The 22,506-nt window shown below is 57.0% G+C and carries 17 protein-coding genes; 8 read left to right on the forward strand and 9 right to left on the reverse strand.

Translation table 11 applies throughout. The annotated features are described in order from the left end of the window. Positions 1–38: 38 nt before the first annotated feature. The 5 genes from C7820_RS19220 to C7820_RS19240 all read right to left on the reverse strand — a co-directional run bounded on the left by C7820_RS19220 (position 39) and on the right by C7820_RS19240 (position 6,353). On the reverse strand, positions 39–803 hold the full coding sequence (locus C7820_RS19220) for a rhamnogalacturonan acetylesterase (RefSeq protein ID WP_244867538.1): 765 nt from the start codon (positions 801–803) through the stop codon (positions 39–41). A gap of 49 nt (positions 804–852) precedes the next feature. Beyond that, on the reverse strand, positions 853–2,274 hold the full coding sequence (gene uxaC / locus C7820_RS19225; RefSeq protein ID WP_116232383.1) for a glucuronate isomerase: 1,422 nt from the start codon (positions 2,272–2,274) through the stop codon (positions 853–855). A 52-nt stretch (positions 2,275–2,326) separates the two neighbouring features. Beyond that, positions 2,327–3,814, reverse strand: coding sequence for a UxaA family hydrolase (locus C7820_RS19230; protein WP_116232384.1), 1,488 nt, complete (start codon positions 3,812–3,814; stop codon positions 2,327–2,329). Positions 3,815–3,825: 11 nt separating this feature from the next. Beyond that, a complete protein-coding gene (locus C7820_RS19235) occupies positions 3,826–5,235 on the reverse strand; it encodes a tagaturonate reductase (protein WP_116232385.1) in 1,410 nt (469 codons plus the stop codon). A 119-nt stretch (positions 5,236–5,354) separates the two neighbouring features. Then, on the reverse strand, positions 5,355–6,353 hold the full coding sequence (locus tag C7820_RS19240; protein WP_116232386.1) for a LacI family DNA-binding transcriptional regulator: 999 nt from the start codon (positions 6,351–6,353) through the stop codon (positions 5,355–5,357). A 160-nt stretch (positions 6,354–6,513) separates the two neighbouring features. Between C7820_RS19240 and C7820_RS19245 the strand changes: the two genes are divergently transcribed. Further along, positions 6,514–8,757 (forward strand): helix-turn-helix domain-containing protein, encoded by a 2,244-nt coding sequence (locus C7820_RS19245; RefSeq protein WP_116232387.1) that lies wholly within the window; start codon positions 6,514–6,516, stop codon positions 8,755–8,757. 66 nt (positions 8,758–8,823) lie between these two features. Here C7820_RS19245 and C7820_RS19250 read toward each other — a convergent pair whose 3' ends face one another. Further along, positions 8,824–9,714: a carbohydrate ABC transporter permease gene (locus C7820_RS19250; RefSeq protein WP_116232388.1), complete on the reverse strand. Its 891-nt coding sequence runs from the start codon at positions 9,712–9,714 to the stop codon at positions 8,824–8,826. Positions 9,715–10,006: 292 nt separating this feature from the next. Here C7820_RS19250 and C7820_RS19255 point away from each other — a divergent pair, with 292 nt between their 5' ends. From C7820_RS19255 to C7820_RS19285, 7 genes are all read left to right on the forward strand, one after another. Further along, entirely contained in the window at positions 10,007–10,972 is a 966-nt protein-coding gene (locus C7820_RS19255) for an ABC transporter permease (protein ID WP_397334187.1), read from the forward strand. A gap of 77 nt (positions 10,973–11,049) precedes the next feature. Beyond that, complete coding sequence (locus tag C7820_RS19260; protein WP_116232389.1) at positions 11,050–12,579, forward strand: extracellular solute-binding protein; 1,530 nt, start codon at positions 11,050–11,052, stop codon at positions 12,577–12,579. Positions 12,580–12,740: 161 nt separating this feature from the next. Continuing rightward, positions 12,741–13,886: a glycoside hydrolase family 88/105 protein gene (locus C7820_RS19265; protein ID WP_116232390.1), complete on the forward strand. Its 1,146-nt coding sequence runs from the start codon at positions 12,741–12,743 to the stop codon at positions 13,884–13,886. Next, positions 13,883–15,253 (forward strand): glycoside hydrolase family 28 protein, encoded by a 1,371-nt coding sequence (locus tag C7820_RS19270; protein WP_116232391.1) that lies wholly within the window; start codon positions 13,883–13,885, stop codon positions 15,251–15,253. Before C7820_RS19265 ends, C7820_RS19270 begins: the two co-directional genes overlap by 4 nt. Before the next feature lie 3 nt (positions 15,254–15,256). Next, entirely contained in the window at positions 15,257–16,147 is an 891-nt protein-coding gene (locus C7820_RS19275) for a dienelactone hydrolase family protein (protein WP_116232392.1), read from the forward strand. A gap of 37 nt (positions 16,148–16,184) precedes the next feature. Beyond that, the gene (locus C7820_RS19280) at positions 16,185–17,168 is read left to right on the forward strand and encodes a pectinesterase family protein (RefSeq protein WP_116232393.1); all 984 of its coding nucleotides are present in this window, start codon (positions 16,185–16,187) and stop codon (positions 17,166–17,168) included. Continuing rightward, on the forward strand, positions 17,165–18,760 hold the full coding sequence (locus tag C7820_RS19285) for a glycoside hydrolase family 43 protein (RefSeq protein WP_116232394.1): 1,596 nt from the start codon (positions 17,165–17,167) through the stop codon (positions 18,758–18,760). Before C7820_RS19280 ends, C7820_RS19285 begins: the two co-directional genes overlap by 4 nt. A 71-nt stretch (positions 18,761–18,831) precedes the next feature. On the opposite strand, the gene C7820_RS19290 is transcribed toward C7820_RS19285, so the two are convergent. From C7820_RS19290 to C7820_RS19300, 3 genes are read right to left on the reverse strand one after another with little or no spacing between them, the layout of a single operon-like run. Then, entirely contained in the window at positions 18,832–19,941 is a 1,110-nt protein-coding gene (locus C7820_RS19290) for a Ger(x)C family spore germination protein (protein ID WP_181909115.1), read from the reverse strand. Continuing rightward, positions 19,938–21,041, reverse strand: coding sequence for a GerAB/ArcD/ProY family transporter (locus C7820_RS19295; RefSeq protein WP_116232396.1), 1,104 nt, complete (start codon positions 21,039–21,041; stop codon positions 19,938–19,940). Before C7820_RS19295 ends, C7820_RS19290 begins: the two co-directional genes overlap by 4 nt. Then, complete coding sequence (locus C7820_RS19300) at positions 21,038–22,486, reverse strand: spore germination protein (protein ID WP_116232397.1); 1,449 nt, start codon at positions 22,484–22,486, stop codon at positions 21,038–21,040. Before C7820_RS19300 ends, C7820_RS19295 begins: the two co-directional genes overlap by 4 nt. Between the last annotated feature and the right edge of the window lie 20 nt (positions 22,487–22,506).

Below are 22,506 nucleotides of genomic sequence, written 5' to 3' on the forward strand. Positions count from 1 at the left end.
ACGGCCATCCATCCATAAGCAGGCAGCCACTCGCCGCATCAGCTTGTCGGGGCAAGGTTGCGCAGCAGCGGATGCAGTCCGGGCAGCGCTTCGCACTGCCGGATCGCTTCCGCCGCGAGTGCGGCGATTTCCCGGGCACCCCGGTCCGAGAAGTGCGTGTCGTCGGCGATCCCATCGGGATAATTGGGATGGGACCCGGCGGGCAGATGCATAAACAGATGCTTCGACTCCTCCTGGCCCATCCGGAGATACAGCTGCTGGGAAGCTGCGAACAGGTCGAGCAGCGGCGCGCCGGCCTCCCGCGCGGTTTCACGCATCGCCTCGGGGTAAGGGCCGACAGCGTCGGGATCCGGCAGGCCCTCCGCCGTGAACCAGCGGCGGCTGACGGAAGTCAGCAGCACGGGGATGGCGCCGCGCGAGCGGGCGGATTCGATAAACCGCTTCAGGTTGGCGCGGTATTCCCCGCCGGGAGCAGGATCCGCGAAGCGTGAAGGATCTTCCTGCTTCTGATCGTTGTGGCCGAACTGGATGAACACGTAGTCGCCGGGCTGAAGCTCGTTCTCCACGGCGGCCCAGCGGCCCTCGGCGATAAAAGAGCGGGTGCTGCGCCCGTTGATCGCCCGGTTGTCTACCCGGATCGCCGGATCCAGGTGCTGCTGGAGGTATTCGCCCCAGCCGGTCATGGGCTTCTCAATGGCACCCTTCAGGGCGGCCGTGGAATCGCCGACGATATACAGCGTCATGGTCATAGAACGGAGTCCTCCCTTTCTTTTACCAGAGACCAAAAAGTAGTCTGGCGGCATGGCTTGGGGTGGTTATCGCTCAGCATTGCCTCACGATCATGCTTACATGCTAGGAGCGAAGCGCTTCGGGAATGCCGAGCTCCTTGAAGCCGAAATACCGCTCCGCGTTGCCGTAGGCGATATCTTCCACGATTTGTCCGAGCAGCGCTTCATCGTCAGGCGCTTCCCCGCGCTCGGCCCACTCGCCGATCAGCTCGCACAGCACGCGGCGGAAGTATTCGTGCCGGGTATAGGAAAGGAAGCTGCGGGAGTCAGTCAGCATGCCGACGAAGTTGGCCAGCAGGCTGTTGTCAGCGAGCAGGGTGAGCTGATGACGCATGCCGCTGCGCGTGTCGTTGTACCACCATCCGGAACCGAGCTGGAATTTGCCGGGCGTATCCTTTTGATAGCAGCCCATCAGGGTCAGCAGGACGGGATAGTCGTTCGGGTTCAGCGAATACAGAATCGTCTTCGGCAGGCCTTGGCCGCATTCGGCACGGTCGAGCAGCCGGGACAGCGGGCCGGCCAGCGGCAGGTCGTTCAGGGCGTCATACCCGGTGTCAGGCCCCAGACGCTTGAACATCGGCGTATTGTTGTTGCGGAAGGCATGGATATGCAGCTGCATCGTCCAGTTTTTGCTATGGTACAGTCCGATCAGCGCGCTCAGCAGCTCCGTGCGGTAAACGGTGATTTCCTCCAGGGAGAGCGTCTCGTCGGCCACCCTTTTCGCAAAAATGCGCTCCAGCTCTTCCGCGCTGCCCTCCTGATAGCGCAGCACGTCGATCGCATGGTCCGAGAGGCGGCAGTCCTGCTCATGGAAAAAGTCGATCCGCTGCTTCAGAGCATCCAGCAGTTCGGCATACGTCGTGACCTGCTGACCGGAGGCCTGCGCAAGGCGCTCCAGCCAATCGGTAAAACCGGGTGCGTCGATGTTCAGCGCCTTATCGGGACGGAAGGCCGGGAACACGTGGAAGCCGGTATCCTCTTTTTGCAGCAGCTGGTGGTATTCCAGCGAATCGGCCGGATCATCGGTCGTGCAGACGACCTTGACGCCCGAATTCTTGATAATATTCCGCCGCCGGAAATCGTCCGTCGCCAGTTTGGCGTTCACCTGTTCCCAAATCCGCGGGGCGGATTCTTCGTTCAGCAGTTCGGTAATGCCAAAGAAGCGGCGCAGCTCCAGATGGGTCCAGCTGTACAACGGGTTGCCCACCGTTTTCGGGACGGTCCGGGCCCATGCCAGAAACTTGTCGTAATCGGAAGCGTCGCCGGTTATATGGGATTCCGGGATGCCGTTCGCCCGCATTAACCGCCATTTGTAATGGTCCCCGGCGAGCCAGGCTTCGGTCAGGTTGCGGAAGTTCTGGTTGTCATAGATTTCCTTGGGGTCGAGGTGGCAGTGATAGTCGATGATCGGCATGTCTTTGGCATGCTGATGAAACAGCTTGCGGGCGGTATCGGTCGTCAGCAGAAAATCGTCGTTCAAGAACATGGTCCACAGCTCCTTTGGATACAATCGAAATGGATTTAATCGTCCAGTGACATCACAGGGTAACCCCGGTTTTGAAAATAGCCAGCTCCCGTACGTCGTTTTGTTCGTTCCGCGTTTGTTGGCCGCTCGCCACCTGGATCAGGTAGGCGATGAATTCCTCCAGCACTTCCTGCATCGGACGGTCGAGCAGCGAGCCGGCGTTAAAATCCATCCAGTGCTTTTTCTTGTTGTAGAGGTCGTGGTTGGTGGCGATTTTGACGGTCGGGACGAAGCTGCCAAACGGCGTGCCCCGTCCGGTCGTGAACAGAACGAGCTGGCAGTCCGCGGCAGCGAGTGCGGAAGACGCGACAAGATCGTTGCCCGGCGCCTGCAGCAGGCTGAGGCCCTTCTTGCGAAGCTTCTCGCCGTACTGCAGCACGTCGACGACCGGGGCGGTGCCGGCCTTCTGCGTACAGCCGAGCGATTTGTCCTCCAGCGTGCTGATGCCGCCGGCCTTATTGCCTGGGGACGGATTCTCGTACACTGGCTCCCCGTAGGACATGAAATACTGCTTGAAGTCGTTGATCAGCGAGGTGATGCTCTCGAAGACCTCGCGGCTTTCGGCGCGGGCCATCAGCATCCGCTCGGCGCCGAACATCTCAGGCACCTCGGTCAGGATCGTGGATCCGCCCTGCGAGATAAGAAAATCGGAGAAGGCGCCGAGCAGCGGGTTGGCCGTAATGCCGGAGAAGCCGTCGGAGCCGCCGCATTTGAGGCCGACGTTCAGCTCGCTGAGCGGAATCGGCTCGCGCTTGTCGAGGCTTGCGGCTTCATACAGCTCTTCGAGCAGGGCCATGCCGGCTTCGACCTCATCGCCAACCTCCTGCGCCACGAGGAATTTGACGCGGGACTCGTCATAGTCTCCGAGCAGTTCACGGAACTCGGTGACGATGTTGTTCTCGCACCCGAGACCGAACACGAGCACGCCGCCGGCATTGGGATGATGGACCGCGTCCAGCAGGATACTTCGGGTCTGGCGGTGGTCGTCACCCAGCTGTGAGCAGCCGTACGGGTGCTTCAGGATCGTGACATTGTCGAAGGGACCGAGGTCCGGGTGAACGGCCTTGAATTCCTGCAGGATCAGCTCGGCCACACCGTTCACGCAGCCGACGGTCGGAACGATGTACAGGTCGTTGCGGATCCCTGCCTTGCCATTGGCCCGCCGGTATCCTTGAAAGGTGAGGCCCCGGTTCGGGTAGGAAATCGGGTGAAGGTCTGGCTGGTATTCGTATTCTTCCTCACCGTCCAGGTTGGTCCGGAGATTATGGGTATGCACCCAATCGCCAGGAGCGATCGCGGAAACCGCATGGCCGATCGGATACCCGTACTTGATCACCATGTCACCCGGGCGAATCGCTGTCAGGGCGATTTTGTGGCCCTGCGGGATCTCCTGTAGTGCCTCTAGCTTCACGCCGTCTATTTCCAGCGGTTCCCCGGCTTGAATCGGCCGGAGGGCAACGGCGACGCTGTCCCGCGGGTTCAGTTTCATCAATGATTTCATGTCAATCCTCCTCAGGTCAGTTGATGGAGCGAGGCCCGGACGCCTTCGCGTTCCAGCAGGCCAATATGCTCCCTAAGCAGTGCTTCAAGACCCGGAACCGCCGTTAAATCCATGCCCCACAGCCGTTCTTCCTTCAGAATGCCAGGAACAAACGATTCAGGGTCGATCCAGTTCCGATCAACTGCCTCCAGCACTTCCGGCACATCGCGGCGGGCGACCAGGTCGCCGCGGTAGGTAAGGAGGAGCGCAGCGAAGGAGAGGACGAGCAGGCGGGGAAGCTTCCCCTGGGCCTGCTGGTAACGGATCAGCACCGGCAGCAGGCGCGCTGTGAATTTCGAAATGCTGTTCAGCGAAATGGATGCCAGCTCATGCCGGATCAGCGGGTTGTTGAACCGCTCGCGGATAGCTGCCGCGTATTCGAGCAGCTCGGCCCGCGGCAGCTTCAGCACCGGCAGAATTTCGTCTTCCATCAGCTCATGGACGAAGCGGCCCAAATCGCTATCCTTCATCACGTCTTCGACCGTTTCAAGTCCGGCAAGGAGGCCCAGAGGCACCATGGCCGTATGCGGGCCGTTGAGAAGGTGAACCTTGCGCTCGCGGTAAGGCGACAGGTCATCCGTGACGATAACGTTCAGCCCGGCTTTGGCAAGGGGAAGCTTCTCCCGCAGCCACGCCGGCCCTTCGATCACCCACAGATGATAGGGCTCGGCACTGACCATGAAGGGGTCTTCATAGCCGAGCTTCTGCTCCAGGTCGTCCGCCTGATCCCGCGGGTACCCCGGAACGATGCGGTCCACCAGGCAGGAGCAGAACGTGTTGGCTTCCGTGACCCAGGCGGCAAACGCATCGCCAAGCTGCCAGTCGGCGGCATGCTGCAGCACGAAGCGGCGCAGCTTCTCGCCGCTGTCCTCGATCAGCTCGCAGGGGAGGATGATAAAGCCGGCTTTGCCAAGCTGGAACCGCCTGTAGAGCAGCTCCGTCAATTTGGCGGGAAAGCTGGAATGCGGAGCGTCCTCCTGGCGCAGGCCGGCCTCATACACAATGCCGGCTTCGGTCGTGTTGGAGGTGATGAACTCGAGTTCGTCCTGTTCGGCCAGTTTCAAGTAGGCCTCATAATCCGTATAAGGATTGATGACCCGGCTGACAGTGGCGATAACTTCGCTTGAGTTGACCAGCTGTCCTTGAAGCCGCCCTTTAAGCAGCACGGTGTATAAGCCGTCCTGCTCCATGAGCGAAGTGCTCTTGCCGTGTGCGGTCGGCTGCACGACGACGGCGCTTCCGTTAAATAATCCCTTCAGATTCATCTGCTGCATCTGCCAGTTCACGAAAGCCCGCATAAAGTTGCCGCCGCCAAACTGGATCATGCGCTCGGGCAGGGCGGGCAGATCGGGAAACAGGCTGCGGGAAAGAGGTGGTGTCATACGTATTTCATGCCTCCTTTAGAGATGATGGACATAATGCACACGTTAACATTTTGGTGTAAAAAAATCATGTTTGAATTGTCGCCTTCAAAAAATCAAGGGCATTACAGCTGTCCCTCCTAGGTGACAGCCGCAACGCTTTGCCGCACGATCAGCTCGGTCTGGACAAACAGCTGTTCCGGCGCCGAGTCCGGCTGTTCGAGCCGCTCGATCAGCTTGGTGGTGCCGAGCTTGCTGATATCGGCAATCGGCTTGCGGATCGTTGTCAGCGGCGGGTACGTATACTGCGAGAACAAAATATCGTCGAACCCGATCAGCGACAGCTGTCCGGGAAGCGCGACGCCCCGCGCGTAGCAGGCATTCAGCGCGCCGATGGCCATATCGTCGTTCGAGCAGAAGACGAGGGTCGGGGGATCGGACAGGGAGAGCAGCGACATCATTGCGTTATAGCCGCTTTCGACCCCGTAGTCCCCGGCGGTGAAATAGTCCGGAACCAGCGGGAGGCGGTGGGCGATCAGACTGTCCATGAATCCCTGCTTCCGCTCCGTTGTCGACTTGAAGCCGGCCTTGCCTTCGATGATGGCGATCTTCCGGTGGCCGAGTCCGATGCCGTAATCCAGCGCCTTCCGGACGCCTTCGCGGTCATTGGCGACCACGTTCAGAATGCCGGGGTCATCCAGCTGACGGTTCAGGACGACGAAGGGGATGCCGGTCTGCTTCAGGTGATAAATGAAAGCATTGTCCGCTTCGCTCTGGCTCATGACGAGCACACCGTCGAAACGCCTTGGCGTTATAGCATCATAGTGCCGGATGCTGTCGATCCCGTGGACCGTAAGGCTGTAGTTCTCGTCGAGCACTTGATGAATGCCCTTGATGGCGTCCACGAGAAAGCTGGCAGAGGTACCCTGGTCGATGCTGGAGAAGAACAGGCCGATCGTGTAGGACTTCTTCATGACCAGGCTCTTGGCGCTGTAATTGGGAATGTAGTTGAGTTCGGCGGCGATGCGTTCAATGCGGTCGCGGGTTTCCTTCTTGATGAGCGGGTTGCCGTTCAGCGCCCTGGAAACGGTCGTATGCGATACCCCCGCAACGCGCGCGATGTCTTTAATCGTAATCATATGACCTCGTGACATGAAATATTTGTTAACGGTTTCAGTTTAAGTTCAGACAGGGTTCAAGTCAATAGGATTACGGAAAAATGCACACGTGAATCATATTGTCAACCCGATCATGAAAACGCTATAATTGGAAACAAGAACGGGCTAAAGGAGCATCACAATGAAAAAAGGCCGCATGTTTTATAAAACGTTTATTCCCATTCTGGTCCTTGGGATCGGACTCGTCGTCAGTTTTGGCAGCTACATTTATATCAATACGACCCACTCGGTGATCGACCGGGTGGCGGGCAGCAAGCAGAGCTTTATTACCCAGACCAAAAATTCGCTTGAGCAGAAAATCCAGACGATCGAATACGCCTTTAATACATACAGCACGACGAGCTCGTTTGATGCCGTCGTAAAAAGGCCGATCACGGAACAGGATTTCGAAGAATACCGGAACGTCAATACACAGCTGAACTATATCGCCACGATGGGCCTGGAAGGGACCGAGTATTCGCTCATCAGCCTCGTGCAGAATTGGCAGATTACAAGCGGAAAGCTGTCCTATTTGACGGATGCCGACCGGCGCAAATTGTACGAGGCCTACATCGATAACAAAGACAAAGGGCTGTTCTGGATCAAAACGGATGACGGCATCCGTTTCGTGAACACGCTGCCGGTCTTTTCCAAGCAAAAGCAGGCGATCGCCCTTTCGGATATTTCCCGGTCCACGCTCGACCGGATTCTGAAGACCGAGGACAATGCCCCGGTCATCATTTTAAACAAGCAGGGTGAGCTGATGTACGAGACCGATCCCGGCAAGCAGCTGCTGTCCGCTGACCAGCTTGGACGCATCGTCCAGTCGGCCGGGGAGGATCACCGGGCCGGCAGGCTGAAGGTGACGGCATCCGGGCGCCAGTCGGCCGAAGCGATTTATGCCAAATCCAGCTACAACAATTGGATCTATGTGACGCTGCTGGACCAGAAGGAAATTTCCGGCGCGCTCAAGACGACCAAATACGGGATCATGCTGATGGTGGCCGTCATTACGCTGCTGATCATCGTGGTGGCTTACGGCATCTCCGTTTATTTCACAAAGCCGATCCGCCAAATCCAGCGCAGCCTGCCGCGCAGCTCCCATCTGCCGTACAAGAACGAAATCGAAGGCATCCTTCATTCCATCGACACGATCGTCACTGAGAAGGAGAACCTGGAGAGCATGATGGAAGCCGAACTGCCCCAGCTGGAAACGCAGCTGATCCTGAACCTGTTCCGGAACCGGGTGTCCCCGGAGGAACTGGAGCGGATGCTGCCGCGGTTCGGCTATCCGGAACTGACGCAGCCGTCGTTCGTCGCGATGCTGATTCAGATGGACAGTTACGGCGGCCGGGAGGCGTCGGACCGGGATATGCTGCTGCTCGCCATCAACAAAATGGTCGAGGAAGTCGTGCCAAAGGAAGGGCGCATGCTGCCGATTATTTTAAACGACAACACGCAGGCGACCATCCTGACGTTTACGGACCAGGAGGAACAGGAGATTCGCAGGCAGGTGCTCTCCTATTCGAAAACGATTATGATAACGGCGCGCGACTATTTGAACTGCTCCGTGAGTTTCGGCATCAGCAAGACGTACCGGCATCTGTGGGAGAGCAAAGAGGCTTGCGAAATGAGCAAGCAGGCGCTCCGGCACCGGCTCAATCTGGGCAAAGAATCGATCATTTTCTATGAAGACATCGAGACGGTCGTCTCGGGACCGGTGCTTCTGCATTATCCGACGGAGCTGGAAACCCAACTGTTCGACGCGATCCGGCTGGGCGATGAGGAGCAGGTCCCCCGGGCGCTGTATCCGCTGCTGGCCGAGATGATGAAGAAGAACAAAAACTCGATGAATTTTGAAGTGGCCCTGGTGCGTTTCGTCAACAACCTGATCCAGCTGGAGCAGCTGCTCGGCGTGGAGGTGCTGCTGACGCAGGACAATCACGCGCTGTACCACCGCCTGCTTGATATCCGCAACCCGGAAGAGATCGAGCGGATCCTCGTGGAGGAGGTCATCTCGCCGATGGTGCGCAGCATGAAGGAGAAGACCAACCGCCAGTTCCGCTCCCTCGCCGAGAAGATCGCCACGATCGTCCGCACGGAGTACGACCAGGAATTGTCCCTGGAATGGATCAGCGACCGGCTTCATTATAATCCGAACTATTTAAGCAGCATTTTTAAAAAGGAGTTTGGCATGACGTTCAGCGAGTACCTGATGAATTACCGGCTGGAGATGGCCAAGAAATGGCTGATTGAGACGGACATGACGATCAAGGAAATCGCCGAGCGGCTCCAGTATCACAATCCGCAAAACTTCATCCGGTCCTTCCGCAAGAAGGAACTCGTGACGCCGGGAAATTACCGCAAAGTCAAACAGGCTCAGTAAAAAAACAAAGTCTTGTAATTCCGTCCGGGGTGCTTTCTTGAGCGGAATGCAAGACTTTGCTGTTCGTTACCCTTTGACCGAGCCGAGCAGCGCCCCTTTGACAAAATGCTTCTGCACGAATGGATACGCGATCAGCATCGGTACGGTCGCGATGACGATCACCGCCATTTTGATGGTCTGCGCCGGTGGAACGACATCCACGGACGTCCCTTCGGCCTGCATGCCGCTGGAGACGATGACGATCTGGCGGAGCAGCACCTGGATCGGCCATTTGGTCGAATCCGTCATATACAGGATCGCATTCATATAGGTGTTCCAGTAAGCAACCGCATAGAACAGTGAGATGGTAGCGATAGATGGTAGGGCGAGCGGAAGCATAATTTTGAAGAAAACGCCGAAATCGTTGCATCCGTCAATTTTGGACGATTCCTCGAGCGCGTCCGGAAGTGCCTGGAAAAAGTTTCTCATTATAATCAGGTTAAACGCGTTAATGGCGACCGGAAGGATGAGAGACCAGTAGGAGTCGATCAGGCCGAGACTTTTGACGACCAGGAACGTCGGGATCATGCCGCCGCTGAACAGCATGGAGAATACGACGATGAAGTTAACGAAGCCCCGGCCGTAGAGATATCTCCTGGACAGGCCATAGGCCATGAGCGCCGTCAGGATCATGCTGACGATCGTGCCTACTACGGTGATCCCGATCGATACCCCCAGCCCTTTAAAAATCGTAGGCGTCGATAAAATGTACTTATAAGCATCGAGAGAGAACGTCGTCGGAAACAGAATGAATTTTTTGGCCACCACTTCCTGGGTGGAAGCGAAAGAGCTCGCAATCACGTTTACAAAAGGCAGCAGGCAAATGAGGGCAATCAGAATGAGCAGGAGGCTGTTTACGACGGTAAACAGGCGGCTGCCGAAAGACTCTTTTCTACGCAAAGCTGTGGATGGTGTCATACGCGGGTATCCTCCTTGTAATCGTTTACAGTTAGACTGTACCAAGCGTACCAGGTTACGTATATAATCAGCTCCTGAGGTGTTGTCCGGCAGGGGGGAGAGCGGGGAATCCGCGGCTGTCACCCGGATAATCATCAGCTTCAATCCGTAATCATCAGCTGAGATGCGGAAGGCGAAAATGGCGCCGTTATGCGGTTTTATGGCCGGTGTCAATGAAATGATTATGTACGGAATTCCCAAAACGGCCTAAGCTGGAGTCGTAACAGGAAACGCTTACAAGGAGGTCGACCTGGTGAAGGACTCGAACACGGCCGTCATGAACATGAATGTCAAACCGGCCAGGAAGATACGGACGGACACCGCTCTGGACCGTATCAAACGTCACAAGCTGCTGTACCTGATGATTTTGCCCGGCGTGTTGTATTTCATCATCTTTAAGTATCTGCCGATGGGCGGTCTCGTCATTGCCTTTCAGGATTACCAGCCTTTCAAGGGGATCACGGGCAGCCCTTGGGTCGGAATGAAGCACTTTGTCCGCTTGTTTACAGAACCGACGTTCTTCATGCTTCTGCGCAATACGCTGATTCTGTTTGCACTCAACATCGTGATCTTTTTTCCGCTTCCCATTATATTGGCGCTGATGCTGAATGAAGTCAGGCACCGGCTGTTCAAAAACTGGGTACAGACCATCATCTACATCCCGCACTTCATGTCCTGGGTCATCATCGTCTCCATTACCTACGTATTCCTCACCGTGGACGGAGGCGTGCTGAACGAGCTGATCGCCAGGCTGGGCGGGCACAAAATCAGCTTCCTGACCGCTCCCGAATGGTTGCGCACCATGTACATCGGGCAGATCATCTGGAAGGAGCTCGGCTGGTCCACCATTATTTATCTGTCTGCGATTACGGTGGTGGACACTCAGCTGTACGAAGCAGCCGAAATGGACGGAGCCGGACGGTTCCGCAAAACGTGGCACGTGACGCTGCCGGCGATCCGGCCGGTCATTATCACCCTGCTCATTCTCAAGATCGGCAGCACGCTTGATCTGGGATTCGAGCATATGTACCTGCTGCTCAATTCGCTGAACCGCGAGGTGGCCGAAATTTTCGACACCTACATCTATACGGCGGGACTGAAAAACGGACAGCTGAGCTTCAGTACAACGGTAGGCTTGTTCAAAGGCTTGGTGGGACTTGTGCTGGTCATGGCTTCCAACCGGCTGGCGAAGAAGTTCGGCGAGGACGGCGTGTACTAATCAAGGCACGGCGGGTGTGGGATCCATCCACGGATGTAGGATCCATCCAAAGGATAATAGAAAAGGGGAAATGGCACATGAAACCAATGGTAAGCAAGATGGCTGCGTTTACGCTGGTCTGCGGGCTGCTGCTCTCGGCCTGCGGCGGGGGAGGCGGCAAAGGGGAAACGGCCCAGGGCTCGGGAGGCAGCGCTGCGGCAGGTGACGAAAAGGCGACGATTACGTGGTTGAACATTTTGCACACGGCGTCGCCGCCGACCGATACGGTGCTGAACAAGATTGAGGAAAAGACCGGCGCGGATATCAAATTCTCGTGGATTCCGGATGCTTCCAAGGAAGAACGCATCAATACGTCGCTGGCGTCCGATTCCCTGGCGGATATCGTTACGCTCACCATTCTCGACAATTCCTCCGTACGCAACGCCCTGAAATCCGGCATGTTCTGGGAGGTTGAACCGTTCCTGGACGAGTTCCCGAACCTGGCGAAAATTTCGCAGGATACGCGGAGATCGGCTTCGATCGACGGCAAGCTGTACGGCGTGCCTTTCCAGAAGGATCTCGCCCGCAACGGCGTCGTCATCCGCAAGGACTGGCTGGATAAGCTCGGACTGTCCGTGCCGAAGACGACCGATGAGCTGATGAACGTCGCCAAGGCGTTCACCGAGCAGGATCCGGACGGCAACGGGCAGAAGGATACGACGGGCTTCATGGACCGGAGCGATCTGATCTACGGCGCCTTCAAGACGCTGGGCTCTTACTTCGGCACGCCGAATAACTGGCGGGTGACGGATGACGGGAAAATGATTCCCGAATTCGAAACCGAAGGGTACGTCAAAACGATGGATTACATGAAGACACTATACGAAAAAGGATATATCAATCAAGACTTTGCGGTGACCGCCAAGACCGACCAGCAGCAAAAATTCGCCCAGGGCAAAGCCGGAATTTACGTTGGCGCCCTGTTTGACGGGAAGAACCTTTTGAATATGGCCAAGGGCGTTCAGGATAACATGCAGCTCGCCCTGGTCAACAACATTACATCGACAGGCAACGAAAGCGACCGAGCGATTTGGGCGGCGAACAACGGAATCGGCGGACTGCTGGCTTTCCCGAAATCCGAAGTGAAGGATGAGGCCGAGCTGAAGCGCGTTCTGAAATTCGTCAACGACCTGATGGACGACGATGTGTACGCCCTCATGACATACGGAATCGAAGGCGTCCATTATACCGTGGATGCGAATGACGCGGTTACGATTACCAATACCGATTTGTGGCAGCAGGAAGTGCAGCCGTTTGCCTCTTCCCGTCCGAGCGAAACGGGCTACAAAATCCATGACGCCGATCCGCTGAAGGCCGAGGCCGACAAGCTGATCAAGGAAAACGCAAAATACGGGGTGCTGAACCCGGCATATTCCCTGGAATCCGAAACGTACACAACGCAGGGCTCCGAGCTGCAAAAGATCATCACTGATGCGACTTACAAATACATTCTCGGCAAAATCAATCTGGACGAATTCAAAGCTGCGGTGGAGAACTGGAAGAAATCCGGCGGCAGCAAAATTATCGAGGAGTACGAGGCCGCTTACAAAGCCACTCAGCAAAAATAACGGCTGAGCCATACGCTAGGAGACGGCAACAGGTCCTATCCCGCCTGCATGGGGGTTAGGACTGTGTTTTTTCCAAGACGGCAGGGTGTAAAAAAGCAATCTCCGGCGTAGATGGAAATTTTATCAGAGAATGCCGGAAATTTTATCCGAGGAGGATCAGCATGCAGACATTCAACGCGGCGCAGCGCATGGCCGAGTCCATCATGGCACGGACGCCGAAGCTGTACGAGGGTAAGGGATATGAAGGCAAGTGGTCGTATGATTACGGCGTGGTGCTCAAGGGCTTCGAGCTGCTCTGGAAGCAGACGGGAGACCGCCGGTATTGGGAGTATATCCGGGACAACATGGACCATTTTATTCAGGAAGACGGGAGTATCCGCGGGTACCGCCACGAAGAATACAACATCGACCATATCAACAACGGCAAGCTGCTGTTCACCCTGTACCGGGAGACGGGGGAGGAAAAATACAAGCAAGCCGCCGGGTTGCTGAGATCCCAGCTGGCATCCCATCCCCGGACGTCGGAAGGGGCATTCTGGCATAAGGAAATTTATCCATATCAGATTTGGCTGGATGGCCTGTATATGGGCTCGCCTTTCTATCTGGAATATCTGCTGACGTTTGAAGGCGGTGCGGGACTGGACGACGTGACGAAGCAGTTCAAGCTGTGCGAGCTCCATACGAAGGATGAGGCCACCGGGCTCTTGTATCACGCCTGGGACGAGAAAAAAGCCCAGCCGTGGTGCGACCCGGCCACCGGCTTATCTCCAAATTTCTGGGGCAGATCCCTTGGCTGGTTCGTCATGGCGCTGGCGGACAGCCTGGAGCTGCTGCCGGGAAGCCATTCCGATTATCCTGAGCTGAAGCGCATCCTGACCGATACGCTGCGTGCGCTGAGATCCTATCAGGATCCGGGCAGCGGCGTCTGGTACCAGGTGGTCAATGAGGGCGGACGCAAGGGGAATTACTTGGAGGCCTCAGCTTCCAGCATGATCACCTATGCCATCGCGAAAGGGCTTCGCCTCGGCGTCCTTGCGCCGCAGGAATGGCAGGACAGCCTGGAGAGAGCGTATCGGGGGCTGTTGGAGGAGTTTGTGCTGGAGACGAAGGAAGGCTGGCTGAACCTGAACAAAAACTGCCAGGTGGCCGGGCTGGGCGGAGCCGACCGGCGCGACGGCACGTACGCCTATTACATCAGCGAGCCAATCATCACCAACGACCAGAAGGGGCTGGGGGCGTTTCTGCAGGCCTGCGGCGAATACGAGGCCAGGGTTCCGGCCGCTGCGGCGAAAGGAGAACAGCCATGAGCGTGTACAGCATCACCGAGTTCGGGGCGGTGCCCGGCGGCGCCGAGCCGGCGACCCGGGCCATCGCTGCGGCGATCGAGGCGGCGGATGCCGCTGGCGGCGGGACTGTGTTCGTCCCCGCAGGCACGTACCTGACCGGGGCCATCCTCCTGCGCAGCAACATCGAGCTGAGGCTGGACCCGGGCGCGGTCCTGTCCTTCAGCACCGATCCGGCGGATTATCCGGTCGTGACCTCCCGCTGGGAAGGGGTGCTGCGCGAGGTGCACGCCTCCTGTGTGTACGGACACGGGCTGAAGAACGTGTCCATTACCGGCAGCGGCACGCTGGATGGCAACGGCCAGCCCTGGTGGGACAAGATGCGCAGCCGCCCGGAGGAGCTGACCCACCCCCGGCCGAAGCTGATCAGCCTCGACCGCTGCACCCGGGTGACGATCAGCGACGTCACGCTGATCAACTCCCCGAGCTGGACGGTCAATCCGATTCTCTGCGACAACGTGACGATCGACAACGTCTCGATATACAATCCCGCGGATTCACCGAATACGGACGGCATCGACCCGGAGTCGTGCCAGAACGTTCGGATCAGCGGCTGCCACATCGACGTCGGCGATGACTGCATCGCCATCAAGGCGGGCACGGAGGACACCGCGCAGCGGGTTCCGTGCGAGAACATCACGATCACGAACTGTACGATGATCCATGGCCACGGCGGCGTCGTGCTCGGCAGCGAAATGAGCGGGGACATCCGGAACGTCGTGATCAGCAACTGCATCTTTAAGCACACCGACCGCGGCATCCGGCTGAAATCGCGGCGGGGGCGCGGAGGAACGGTGGAGGATATCCGGGTCAGCGGCATCGTCATGGAGGAAGTCATCTGCCCGTTCATTTTGAACCTGTATTATTTTTGCGGACCGCGGGGCAAGGACAAGTACGTCTGGGATAAGCGGCCTTATCCGGTCACCCTGGAAACGCCGACGTTCCGGCGGATTCACTTTTCGAATATTACCGCAAGGAACGTACATGCGGCGGCAGGGTTTGTTTATGGTCTTGCGGAAAGGTATATTTCGGAATTAACGTTTGCCGACATCGATATTTCCATGGCGGAGAACCCCGTTCCGGGTCGCCCGGCCATGATGTCCGGCATCCAGGATATGAAAGCGCGCGGCTTTTATTTAGGCAATGTGAGGGACATTCGGTTTGACCGGGTCACGGTTGGCGGCCACGAAGGGCCGGCTTTCTACGTCGAAAACGGTGAAGATGTGGAGTGGCAGCAGTGCCGGTCAAAGGATACGAAGGTGCCGGAGCAGCTTGTAAAACAGGTAAGCGTAGTTCCGCAAGAGGAGGATCTCAGCGAAGAGGAGGTTTAACCAATGATGAGGGAACGGTTGAAGAAGCTGCTGGGCGATGTGCCGGAGGACCGGCCTATCCAGGCGGAGCTGCTCAAGCAGGAAGAGATGGACGGGTACCGCCTGGAGACATTGCTGCTGGATTTAAACGGCCTGGAGCAGGTCCCCGCTTATGTCGCACTGCCTGTAGATGGAGAGGGTCCCTATCCGCTCGTCGTTTTCAATCACTCGCATGGCGGCAATTACACAAACGGACGCAGGGAGCTGATCAGCGGCAGCTCGTATTTGCAGCAGCCGTCTTTTGCCAGCACACTGACCGGCATGGGCTATGCCGTCTGCTGTATCGACATGTGGGGCTTCCATGAGCGGTCGGGTAAGACGGAGAGCGAAATCGTCAAGGAAATGTTATGGCAGGGGCGCGTCATGTGGGGCATGATGCTGTATGACAACCGGCGGATGCTGGATTACATGTGCTCCAGGGAAGATATCGACACCTCGCGGGTCGCGACCCTCGGCATGTCCATGGGCGGGATGATGGCCTGGTGGCTGGCGGCCCTGGACGAGCGGATCAAGGTGACCGTGGACATCTGCGGACAGGTGGATGCGCATACCTTGATGAAGAAGCGCGGGCTGGATCACCACGGCTTCTACTACTACGTTCCGGGCTTGCTGAAGCACTTCACGACGCTGGAAATCCAAGCCATGATCGCCCCGCGGCCAAGGATGAGCCTGACCGGGCGCAGCGACCGGCTGACCCCGGAAGAAGGCGTCGTACTGCTGGCCGAAGGCCTGCGGGAGGTATACCGGGCCGCCGGACAGGAGGAGCATTGGCAGACGGTCATGACTGGCGGCGGCCATATGGAGACGGCTGAAATGCGGGCCCGCTGGCAGCGGTTTTTGGCGGAACACTTGTAAGCGATGGCCGCAGCCCGAAACGAAAGGGGGAAAGGTCATGATTGTAGGAAAGCTGGACCACTGCGATTATCCGACGATTCAGGAAGCGGTGGATGCGTTGGAGAAGCAAGATCCGCAGCGGCCCGAAACCCTGTACATCCTGTCGGGTGTCTATGAGGAAGCGGTACGGATATACCGGTCCGATCTGGCCGTGATCGGCATCGGATATGTTGAAATCACGAAGGGCCGGTATGCCAAGGAACTGGACGAGAACGGGAATGAGATTGGCACATTTGCAACGCCGACGCTGTTCCTTGGCGGCCGGCGGCTGCTGATCGAGAATTTGGTCGTGACCAATTCGGCCGGGCAGGGCGAGGACATCGGCCAGGCCGTGGCGGTCTACGCGCACTGCGACGAAACGGTTTTTCGCTACTGCACCTTTAAAGGGCACCAGGACACGCTGTTTACCGGACCGCTTCCGCCTGCGCCCAAGCAAGGCGGCGTGTTTGGAGGAATCCCGCTCCGGGAGCATCACCGAGAGTACCGTCAGGTGTACGAATACTGCCGTATCGAAGGGACGGTGGATTTTATATTCGGCGGCGCGGCCGCCTTCTTTGACCGCTGCGAGATTCGCAGCCTGCGCCATTCGAGCGGGCATGCCGGTTACATCGCCGCGGCTTCTACTCCCGCGGGGCAGGAATACGGGTATGTCTTTAACCTCTGTTATTTGACGGCTGAGCCAGGCGTGTCTGGCGTGTATCTGGGAAGGCCATGGCGCGAATATGCACGCACTGACTACGTCGACTGCCGGATGGGCGGACATATCGAACCGCTGGGCTGGGACGATTGGAACGATCCGGGGCGGCGGCTGACGGTCAAATACCGGGAATTCGGCACCCGCTTTGATCCGGCCGTGCCGGCTCCGGGAGGACAGCGGGCCGGGTGGGCGGTCTATCAGGAGACGCTGGAAGGGGCTCCGCGGAAGGAGCAAGTTTTTGCCGGAACGGACTTTTGGAAACGAAAAGGAGAGGGAAGAGCATGACCATATCCACCCAAACGGGAACCATTCGAAACCCGGTGCTGCCGGGCTTTAATCCGGATCCCTGCATCGTGCGGGCAAAGGACACTTATTATATCGCGGTGTCTTCCTTCGAGTGGCTTCCTGGCGTAAGGGTATATGCCTCCAAGGATTTGGCGGTATGGGAGCACTGTACCGACGTGCTGACCGATCAGGTCGACCTGCGGGGAAACCCGAAGAACTGCAGCATCTGGGCGCCTCAGCTCAGCTACCATGAAGGGTTGTTTTACCTCATTTATACCGACGTGAAAAGCACCAAGCGCCCATTTAAAGACGTTCACAATTATTTGATAACGGCGCCTTCGATTCACGGGCCCTGGTCCGAGCCGGTTTATCTGAACAGCAGCGGCTTCGATCCGAGCCTGTATCATGACGAAGACGGGCGGAAATGGCTGCTGAACGAAATCTGGGATTACCGCATTCCCGAAGGGAATAAATCGAGCGGCATCGTTATTCAGCAGTATGATCCGCAGCAGCAGAAGCTTGTTGGTAAACCGTTCAAGCTGTTTGACGGGACGGATCTGAAGAAGACCGAAGCGCCGCATATCTATAAGCATGAAGGCTATTACTACTTGATTACGGCAGAAGGCGGCACCGGGAGCGGCCATGCTGTGACGGTAGCCCGTTCCCGCAGCTTGATGGGCCCATACGAAGTGGACCCCCGCAATCCGATGCTTACCTCCCGGGACAACCCGGAACTCCCCCTCCAGTGTGCCGGCCACGGCAGCCTGATCCAGACGCCGCAAGGGGAATGGTACATGGCCCATTTAAGCACGCGTCCGGTTGAAGGCCAGTACGCACTCCTTGGCCGGGAAACGGCGCTGCAGCAGGTGTACTGGGACGAGGAAGGCTGGCTTCGCCTGACCGCCGGGGGGAATTCCCCGCAGATGGAGGTCCCGCGTCCGAAAGGGATCACGCCGGCAGAGGCCAAGACGGCCGCTGAACGGAGCTTGTTTGAGGATACCTTCGGCGGACCGGAGCTCGCCAAAGCCTGGAATACGCTCCGCATACCGGCGGATCCATCCTGGTGCTCGCTGTCGGAGCGTCCGGGCCACCTCCGCCTTCATTCCGGGGAATCGCCGCAAAGCCTGTTTCATCACCACATTGTGGCCGTCCGGCAGGCGGATATCCATTTCCGGGCGGAGACGTCGCTGGAGTTCGAGCCGGCAAGCTATTTGCAGATGGCCGGGCTGATGCTTTATCTGAACGATGAAAATTATTTGTATGCTTATGTGACGCAGGACGAAGAGCAGGGCAAGGTGATCCGGCTCATGCGCTGCGCGGACGATGCGTTCACCGTTATTCCGGACATGATTCCGGTGAATGCCGGGGAAGCCGTTCAATTGGCCGCGGAAGTCCATGGCATCCGCGGACGGTTTTATGGCCGGTTTAGCCCGGGGCAGGATTGGGTCCCGCTGTTTGAAGAACAGGACATCCGCTTCCTCTGCGGCGGTTTCACCGGCAACTTTGTCGGTATCGCCGTCCATGATATGCAGACCTTTGGGGGAAGCTATGCGGATTTTTCCCATTTTCGTTATACGGGAATTGAAGCATAGAAGAGCAGGGTTAATCGGTAATGATGAAACAGGGGTTGCTTCTATTGTGAAGCAGCCCCTGTTTTCGGTTCTTACTTTTCCTTGGACGGATTAATGAACGGCCTGCGTCTCAGCTGAAGGCCCGTGTTTCTCAGCTCGGAATCCAGCTTGAATTCCAGGGTCGCTTTTGAGTACAGCTTGGACCACCGGTCGTATTGGCTGGGCGGGACCTTTCCTCTGAAGCGGTTGCCAAGTCCAAAAATGTCGGATTCCTGCGCCTGCGTCATCCGGAATACAGCGGCTGCCCGCTGCTCAATCAGGCGGTTAATGGAAGCTTCCAGATGCTCTGCCTTGATGTCGATCCCGCGCGCGGAATCCATGAGGGTCATCGAAAGCTTGGCATGAATGCGGATGACGGGCTTGCCGCTTCTCATATCCGTGTCGATATCGGCACTCGAATTCAGAATTTTAAGGTTCATTTTATCCGCGGTTTCGATTTCGAAGGGGGACATCTTGCCCGTAACGATTTCGTAAATCAGGGTTTCCTCCGGAGAGATCATGCCGACCATGGCGTCATTTTTAAAAAATGCATTGCCCGCGACCCGGAATATCGTTTCGGAATCCGTCACCAATACAGGCACGAGGCAATCCTCAAGCGGATCATAGTACCCCCTAAAAATTTCCCATAGCGACACGACGTTTTTTTGCGAGGTTCCGCCGCCGTAGCGTTCAAAGAACAGCTTCGTGTAGATACCCGAGAGCTCGCCCGTCGGGTTGGGACGTTCAAATATCGACTTCATGCCGCCTGTCGTAATCGCAATTAACGAATCCAGAGGAACGGTCCGGTCCCTGATCGTGAATTCCAAATAGGGCATGAATCCTTTCTTCGCCAGTGCCTGATCCAGAAAGATCGACTGGTTCTGCGACATATCCAGGCTTTTGGGCAGCCTTAACCGGAGCTGGTCTATGGCTTCAATCACGGTGCTGCCTTCCTGCTTGATGACGAAAAAATCCTTATGGGCTCCGTCCTGCGACTGAGGGAGTGGGAACCTCATCCAGACCCGCACCCGGTCACCGCCGGCCGGCTCGATACCGATCGCGGTCTCGAGGAGCCGATTGTCGACATCTTTGACATCCCAGCAGCCGGGGAGGAAGAGAAGCAGGCATAAGATGGCCAGGCATCGGGCTGCGCGTCTGCTCATTGGCGGGCCCTCATTTTGTTGGAAATGAAAGACTTGACCAGCACAGCCATAGGAAAGCCATACATTAAGTAAAGGCGTAGAACCGTATCCCACTCCACGGCTCTTTCGATCCATTCCCATGAAGGAATAAGCCGGATGGCGGCGTATGCCGTGACTCCTGCCAGGACATACAGCAGCTTTTCGTTCCAGCTGGGAAATACCGCCCTGATTGCCGTTACGATGCAGTTCAGGATCAGGGCAAGCAATAAAAACAAATAAAGGATGGAGCTGACGATAAATACGGCGGTTAAATTTTCGATCACCAGCCAGTAATAGCTTACCGAATCCATTTTGCTGATATAAGGAAGCGTCAAAATTCTTGACATCTCCGGACTAAACGTCAGCGCCGGCTGATAGACGGAGGCGGCCAGTAAAGGCAGAAAACAGAGCGCAGCCACGGTATAAGGCCGCCACAGCTTCTTCGGCTGCTTGGCGTATCTGCCGCAAGCCGCATAGTAAAGATAGCCGGCCCAGACGAAGGATGTCGTGTAGAACTTCGGGCTGGTCAGAAAATCCCCATTGGTATAGAGCCACGGTTTACCCAGATTAAAATCGAGATCGCCGAAACCCAGCAATACGAGCCCGACGGACAGCGGAAAGCTGACAAGCAGAAACAGGACGGAAGCGCGGATAATCGAACCGATTCCTCCGAAAGCCAGAAAGACGCCAATAAAGATCATCCCGTCCAAAAACCACTGCGGCGTGGTGTGAAGGATCGTCATCGAGATGATTTCGCTGTGAGCCCGGACGATGATCACCATGGCGCTCCACATAAACCAGAGCAGCGGAACGATAAAGAGAATGACCCCCGGCCACCCAAGCACGCGCTTTGTAATCGTATAGGCGTCTTTTCCTTTATGCAGCGCGAGGACCCGGCTGAACAGCCAGGCGCCCAGCAGTCCGAGCAGCATCCAGATCAGGATTGGGATCCAGTAGCTCTGGGTGGTGGACTGCAGGACGAGCCAAGGGTACACATGAAAGGAGATCGCCCCGAATACCATCATCTGCAGGACGAAGTATTGGGGCATGGAGATCTTCAGTTCCTCGTTCGATGGATTCATTGTCTCGACCCTCTTCCGAAGGTAATCCAGTAGCTGAGTGAAAATTTGCGGGAGCCGCCGATCAGCCCAAGACTCATGGACCGGATCCGGGCACCGGGACCGATCGGAGTCAAATAGGAGACGCCGAACGATTGGATACGGGAAAGGCAGATGACCAGAATGGCAAAGCAGATGAATATGCCGAGAATTCCGATGACGCTGGCCCCGGCGAGCGTGAAATACTTCAAAATCCGCTGAACCAGGCCCATCTGATAATCCACGACGATAAAATTGGTCAGCGCCGTCGTTGCGACGATGATCACCAGCAAATTGCTCACAATATTCGCTTGAATGATCGCCTGTCCCAGCACCACCCCGCCAACCATCGTAACGGTGGAACTGATCGACCTTGGCAGGCGTATGCCGGCCTCAACGATACAGTCCAGAAGAAACAGCATGATGAGGGACTCGATCCACACGGGATAAGGAACCCCTTCCCTGCTGCCGGCGGCGGCCAGACTGATCTCCAGGCGGTTGAGGTCAATATTCACCGAAGTGACCGCCACGTAGAGGGCGGGCAGAAACAGGTTGATCATGAGTGCGATGAACCGCAGCCACCTTAAAAACAACGCGATCAGCGGCGTCAAATATTGATCTTCGGGGGATTCCCAGAAATCAAAGAAGGACCCCGGGGCGACGATCGAAAACGGCGTTCCGTCCATCAAGACGACAATCTTGCCGTTTAACAGGGAAGCCGCTACCCGGTCCGGGCGTTCCGTCGTGACGGCGGCAGGGAAGAGGCGGGAGGATCCGGGGTTCATGAACCGCAGCAGTTCGCCGGAATCCTGGATCCCGTCCGCTTGGATGGCGCTGATTTGACCGCAGGTGTATTGGACGAGACCCGGATCGGTCACCCCTTCCAGGTAAACCACGCCCACCTTCGTATTGGTCAGGTCTCCGACGCTGCTCTCCCAGATTTTCAAACGGGAGGTTTGCATCCGCTGGCGTATGAGGGCGATATTGGTTTGATAGTTCTCGATAAAACCGTACATCGGGCCCTGAATCACGTTCTCCGTCTGCGGTTGTTGCAGCCCCCGCTGCTGCGGATTCTCCGTTGCCAGAATCAGGCCGTTGGCGGACTCCGCAGTGCACAGCACGGTTTTGCCGGCGCATACCGCTTTTTCGCAAGCGGAAAAATCACCAGCCGAATAGCTGGTGCCATAATAACTGTGCAGTGTGGTCAGTACACCATCCTGCGGCTGCCGGTTCAAATTGAATATGAAATGATCGGAGCCGACAAGCGTCGTAAGGTACAGCAAATACAGCTTGCCGGCGTCCGATTCACCGATGCAGACGGCCTGGAAGTCGGCCGCGTGCTGAAAAGCCTCCTGGAGCCGGGGAAGAAGAAATTCAGAGGACGTATGCTGGAGATGCTGAAGCATCGTTGTACCTTTGCTGGGTTCCACGGTCGATCATCCTTTGCATG

It is taken from the genome of Paenibacillus sp. VMFN-D1, from assembly GCF_003386155.1.
Classification (GTDB): domain Bacteria; phylum Bacillota; class Bacilli; order Paenibacillales; family Paenibacillaceae; genus Paenibacillus_AQ; species Paenibacillus_AQ favisporus.

Excerpts from the sequence above, each read along its gene's own strand:
- C7820_RS19260 (WP_116232389.1), top strand. The coding sequence starts at position 11,050 with ATGAAACCAATGGTAAGCAAGATGGCTGCGTTTACGCTGGTCTGCGGG.
- C7820_RS19290 (WP_181909115.1), bottom strand. The coding sequence starts at position 19,941 with ATGAGCAGACGCGCAGCCCGATGCCTGGCCATCTTATGCCTGCTTCTC.
- C7820_RS19275 (WP_116232392.1), top strand. The coding sequence starts at position 15,257 with ATGATGAGGGAACGGTTGAAGAAGCTGCTGGGCGATGTGCCGGAGGAC.
- C7820_RS19230 (WP_116232384.1), bottom strand. The coding sequence starts at position 3,814 with ATGAAATCATTGATGAAACTGAACCCGCGGGACAGCGTCGCCGTTGCC.
- C7820_RS19245 (WP_116232387.1), top strand. The coding sequence starts at position 6,514 with ATGAAAAAAGGCCGCATGTTTTATAAAACGTTTATTCCCATTCTGGTC.
- C7820_RS19295 (WP_116232396.1), bottom strand. The coding sequence starts at position 21,041 with ATGAATCCATCGAACGAGGAACTGAAGATCTCCATGCCCCAATACTTC.
- C7820_RS19270 (WP_116232391.1), top strand. The coding sequence starts at position 13,883 with ATGAGCGTGTACAGCATCACCGAGTTCGGGGCGGTGCCCGGCGGCGCC.
- C7820_RS19220 (WP_244867538.1), bottom strand. The coding sequence starts at position 803 with ATGCCGCCAGACTACTTTTTGGTCTCTGGTAAAAGAAAGGGAGGACTC.
- uxaC (WP_116232383.1), bottom strand. The coding sequence starts at position 2,274 with ATGTTCTTGAACGACGATTTTCTGCTGACGACCGATACCGCCCGCAAG.
- C7820_RS19250 (WP_116232388.1), bottom strand. The coding sequence starts at position 9,714 with ATGACACCATCCACAGCTTTGCGTAGAAAAGAGTCTTTCGGCAGCCGC.
- C7820_RS19265 (WP_116232390.1), top strand. The coding sequence starts at position 12,741 with ATGCAGACATTCAACGCGGCGCAGCGCATGGCCGAGTCCATCATGGCA.
- C7820_RS19285 (WP_116232394.1), top strand. The coding sequence starts at position 17,165 with ATGACCATATCCACCCAAACGGGAACCATTCGAAACCCGGTGCTGCCG.
- C7820_RS19240 (WP_116232386.1), bottom strand. The coding sequence starts at position 6,353 with ATGATTACGATTAAAGACATCGCGCGCGTTGCGGGGGTATCGCATACG.
- C7820_RS19235 (WP_116232385.1), bottom strand. The coding sequence starts at position 5,235 with ATGACACCACCTCTTTCCCGCAGCCTGTTTCCCGATCTGCCCGCCCTG.
- C7820_RS19280 (WP_116232393.1), top strand. The coding sequence starts at position 16,185 with ATGATTGTAGGAAAGCTGGACCACTGCGATTATCCGACGATTCAGGAA.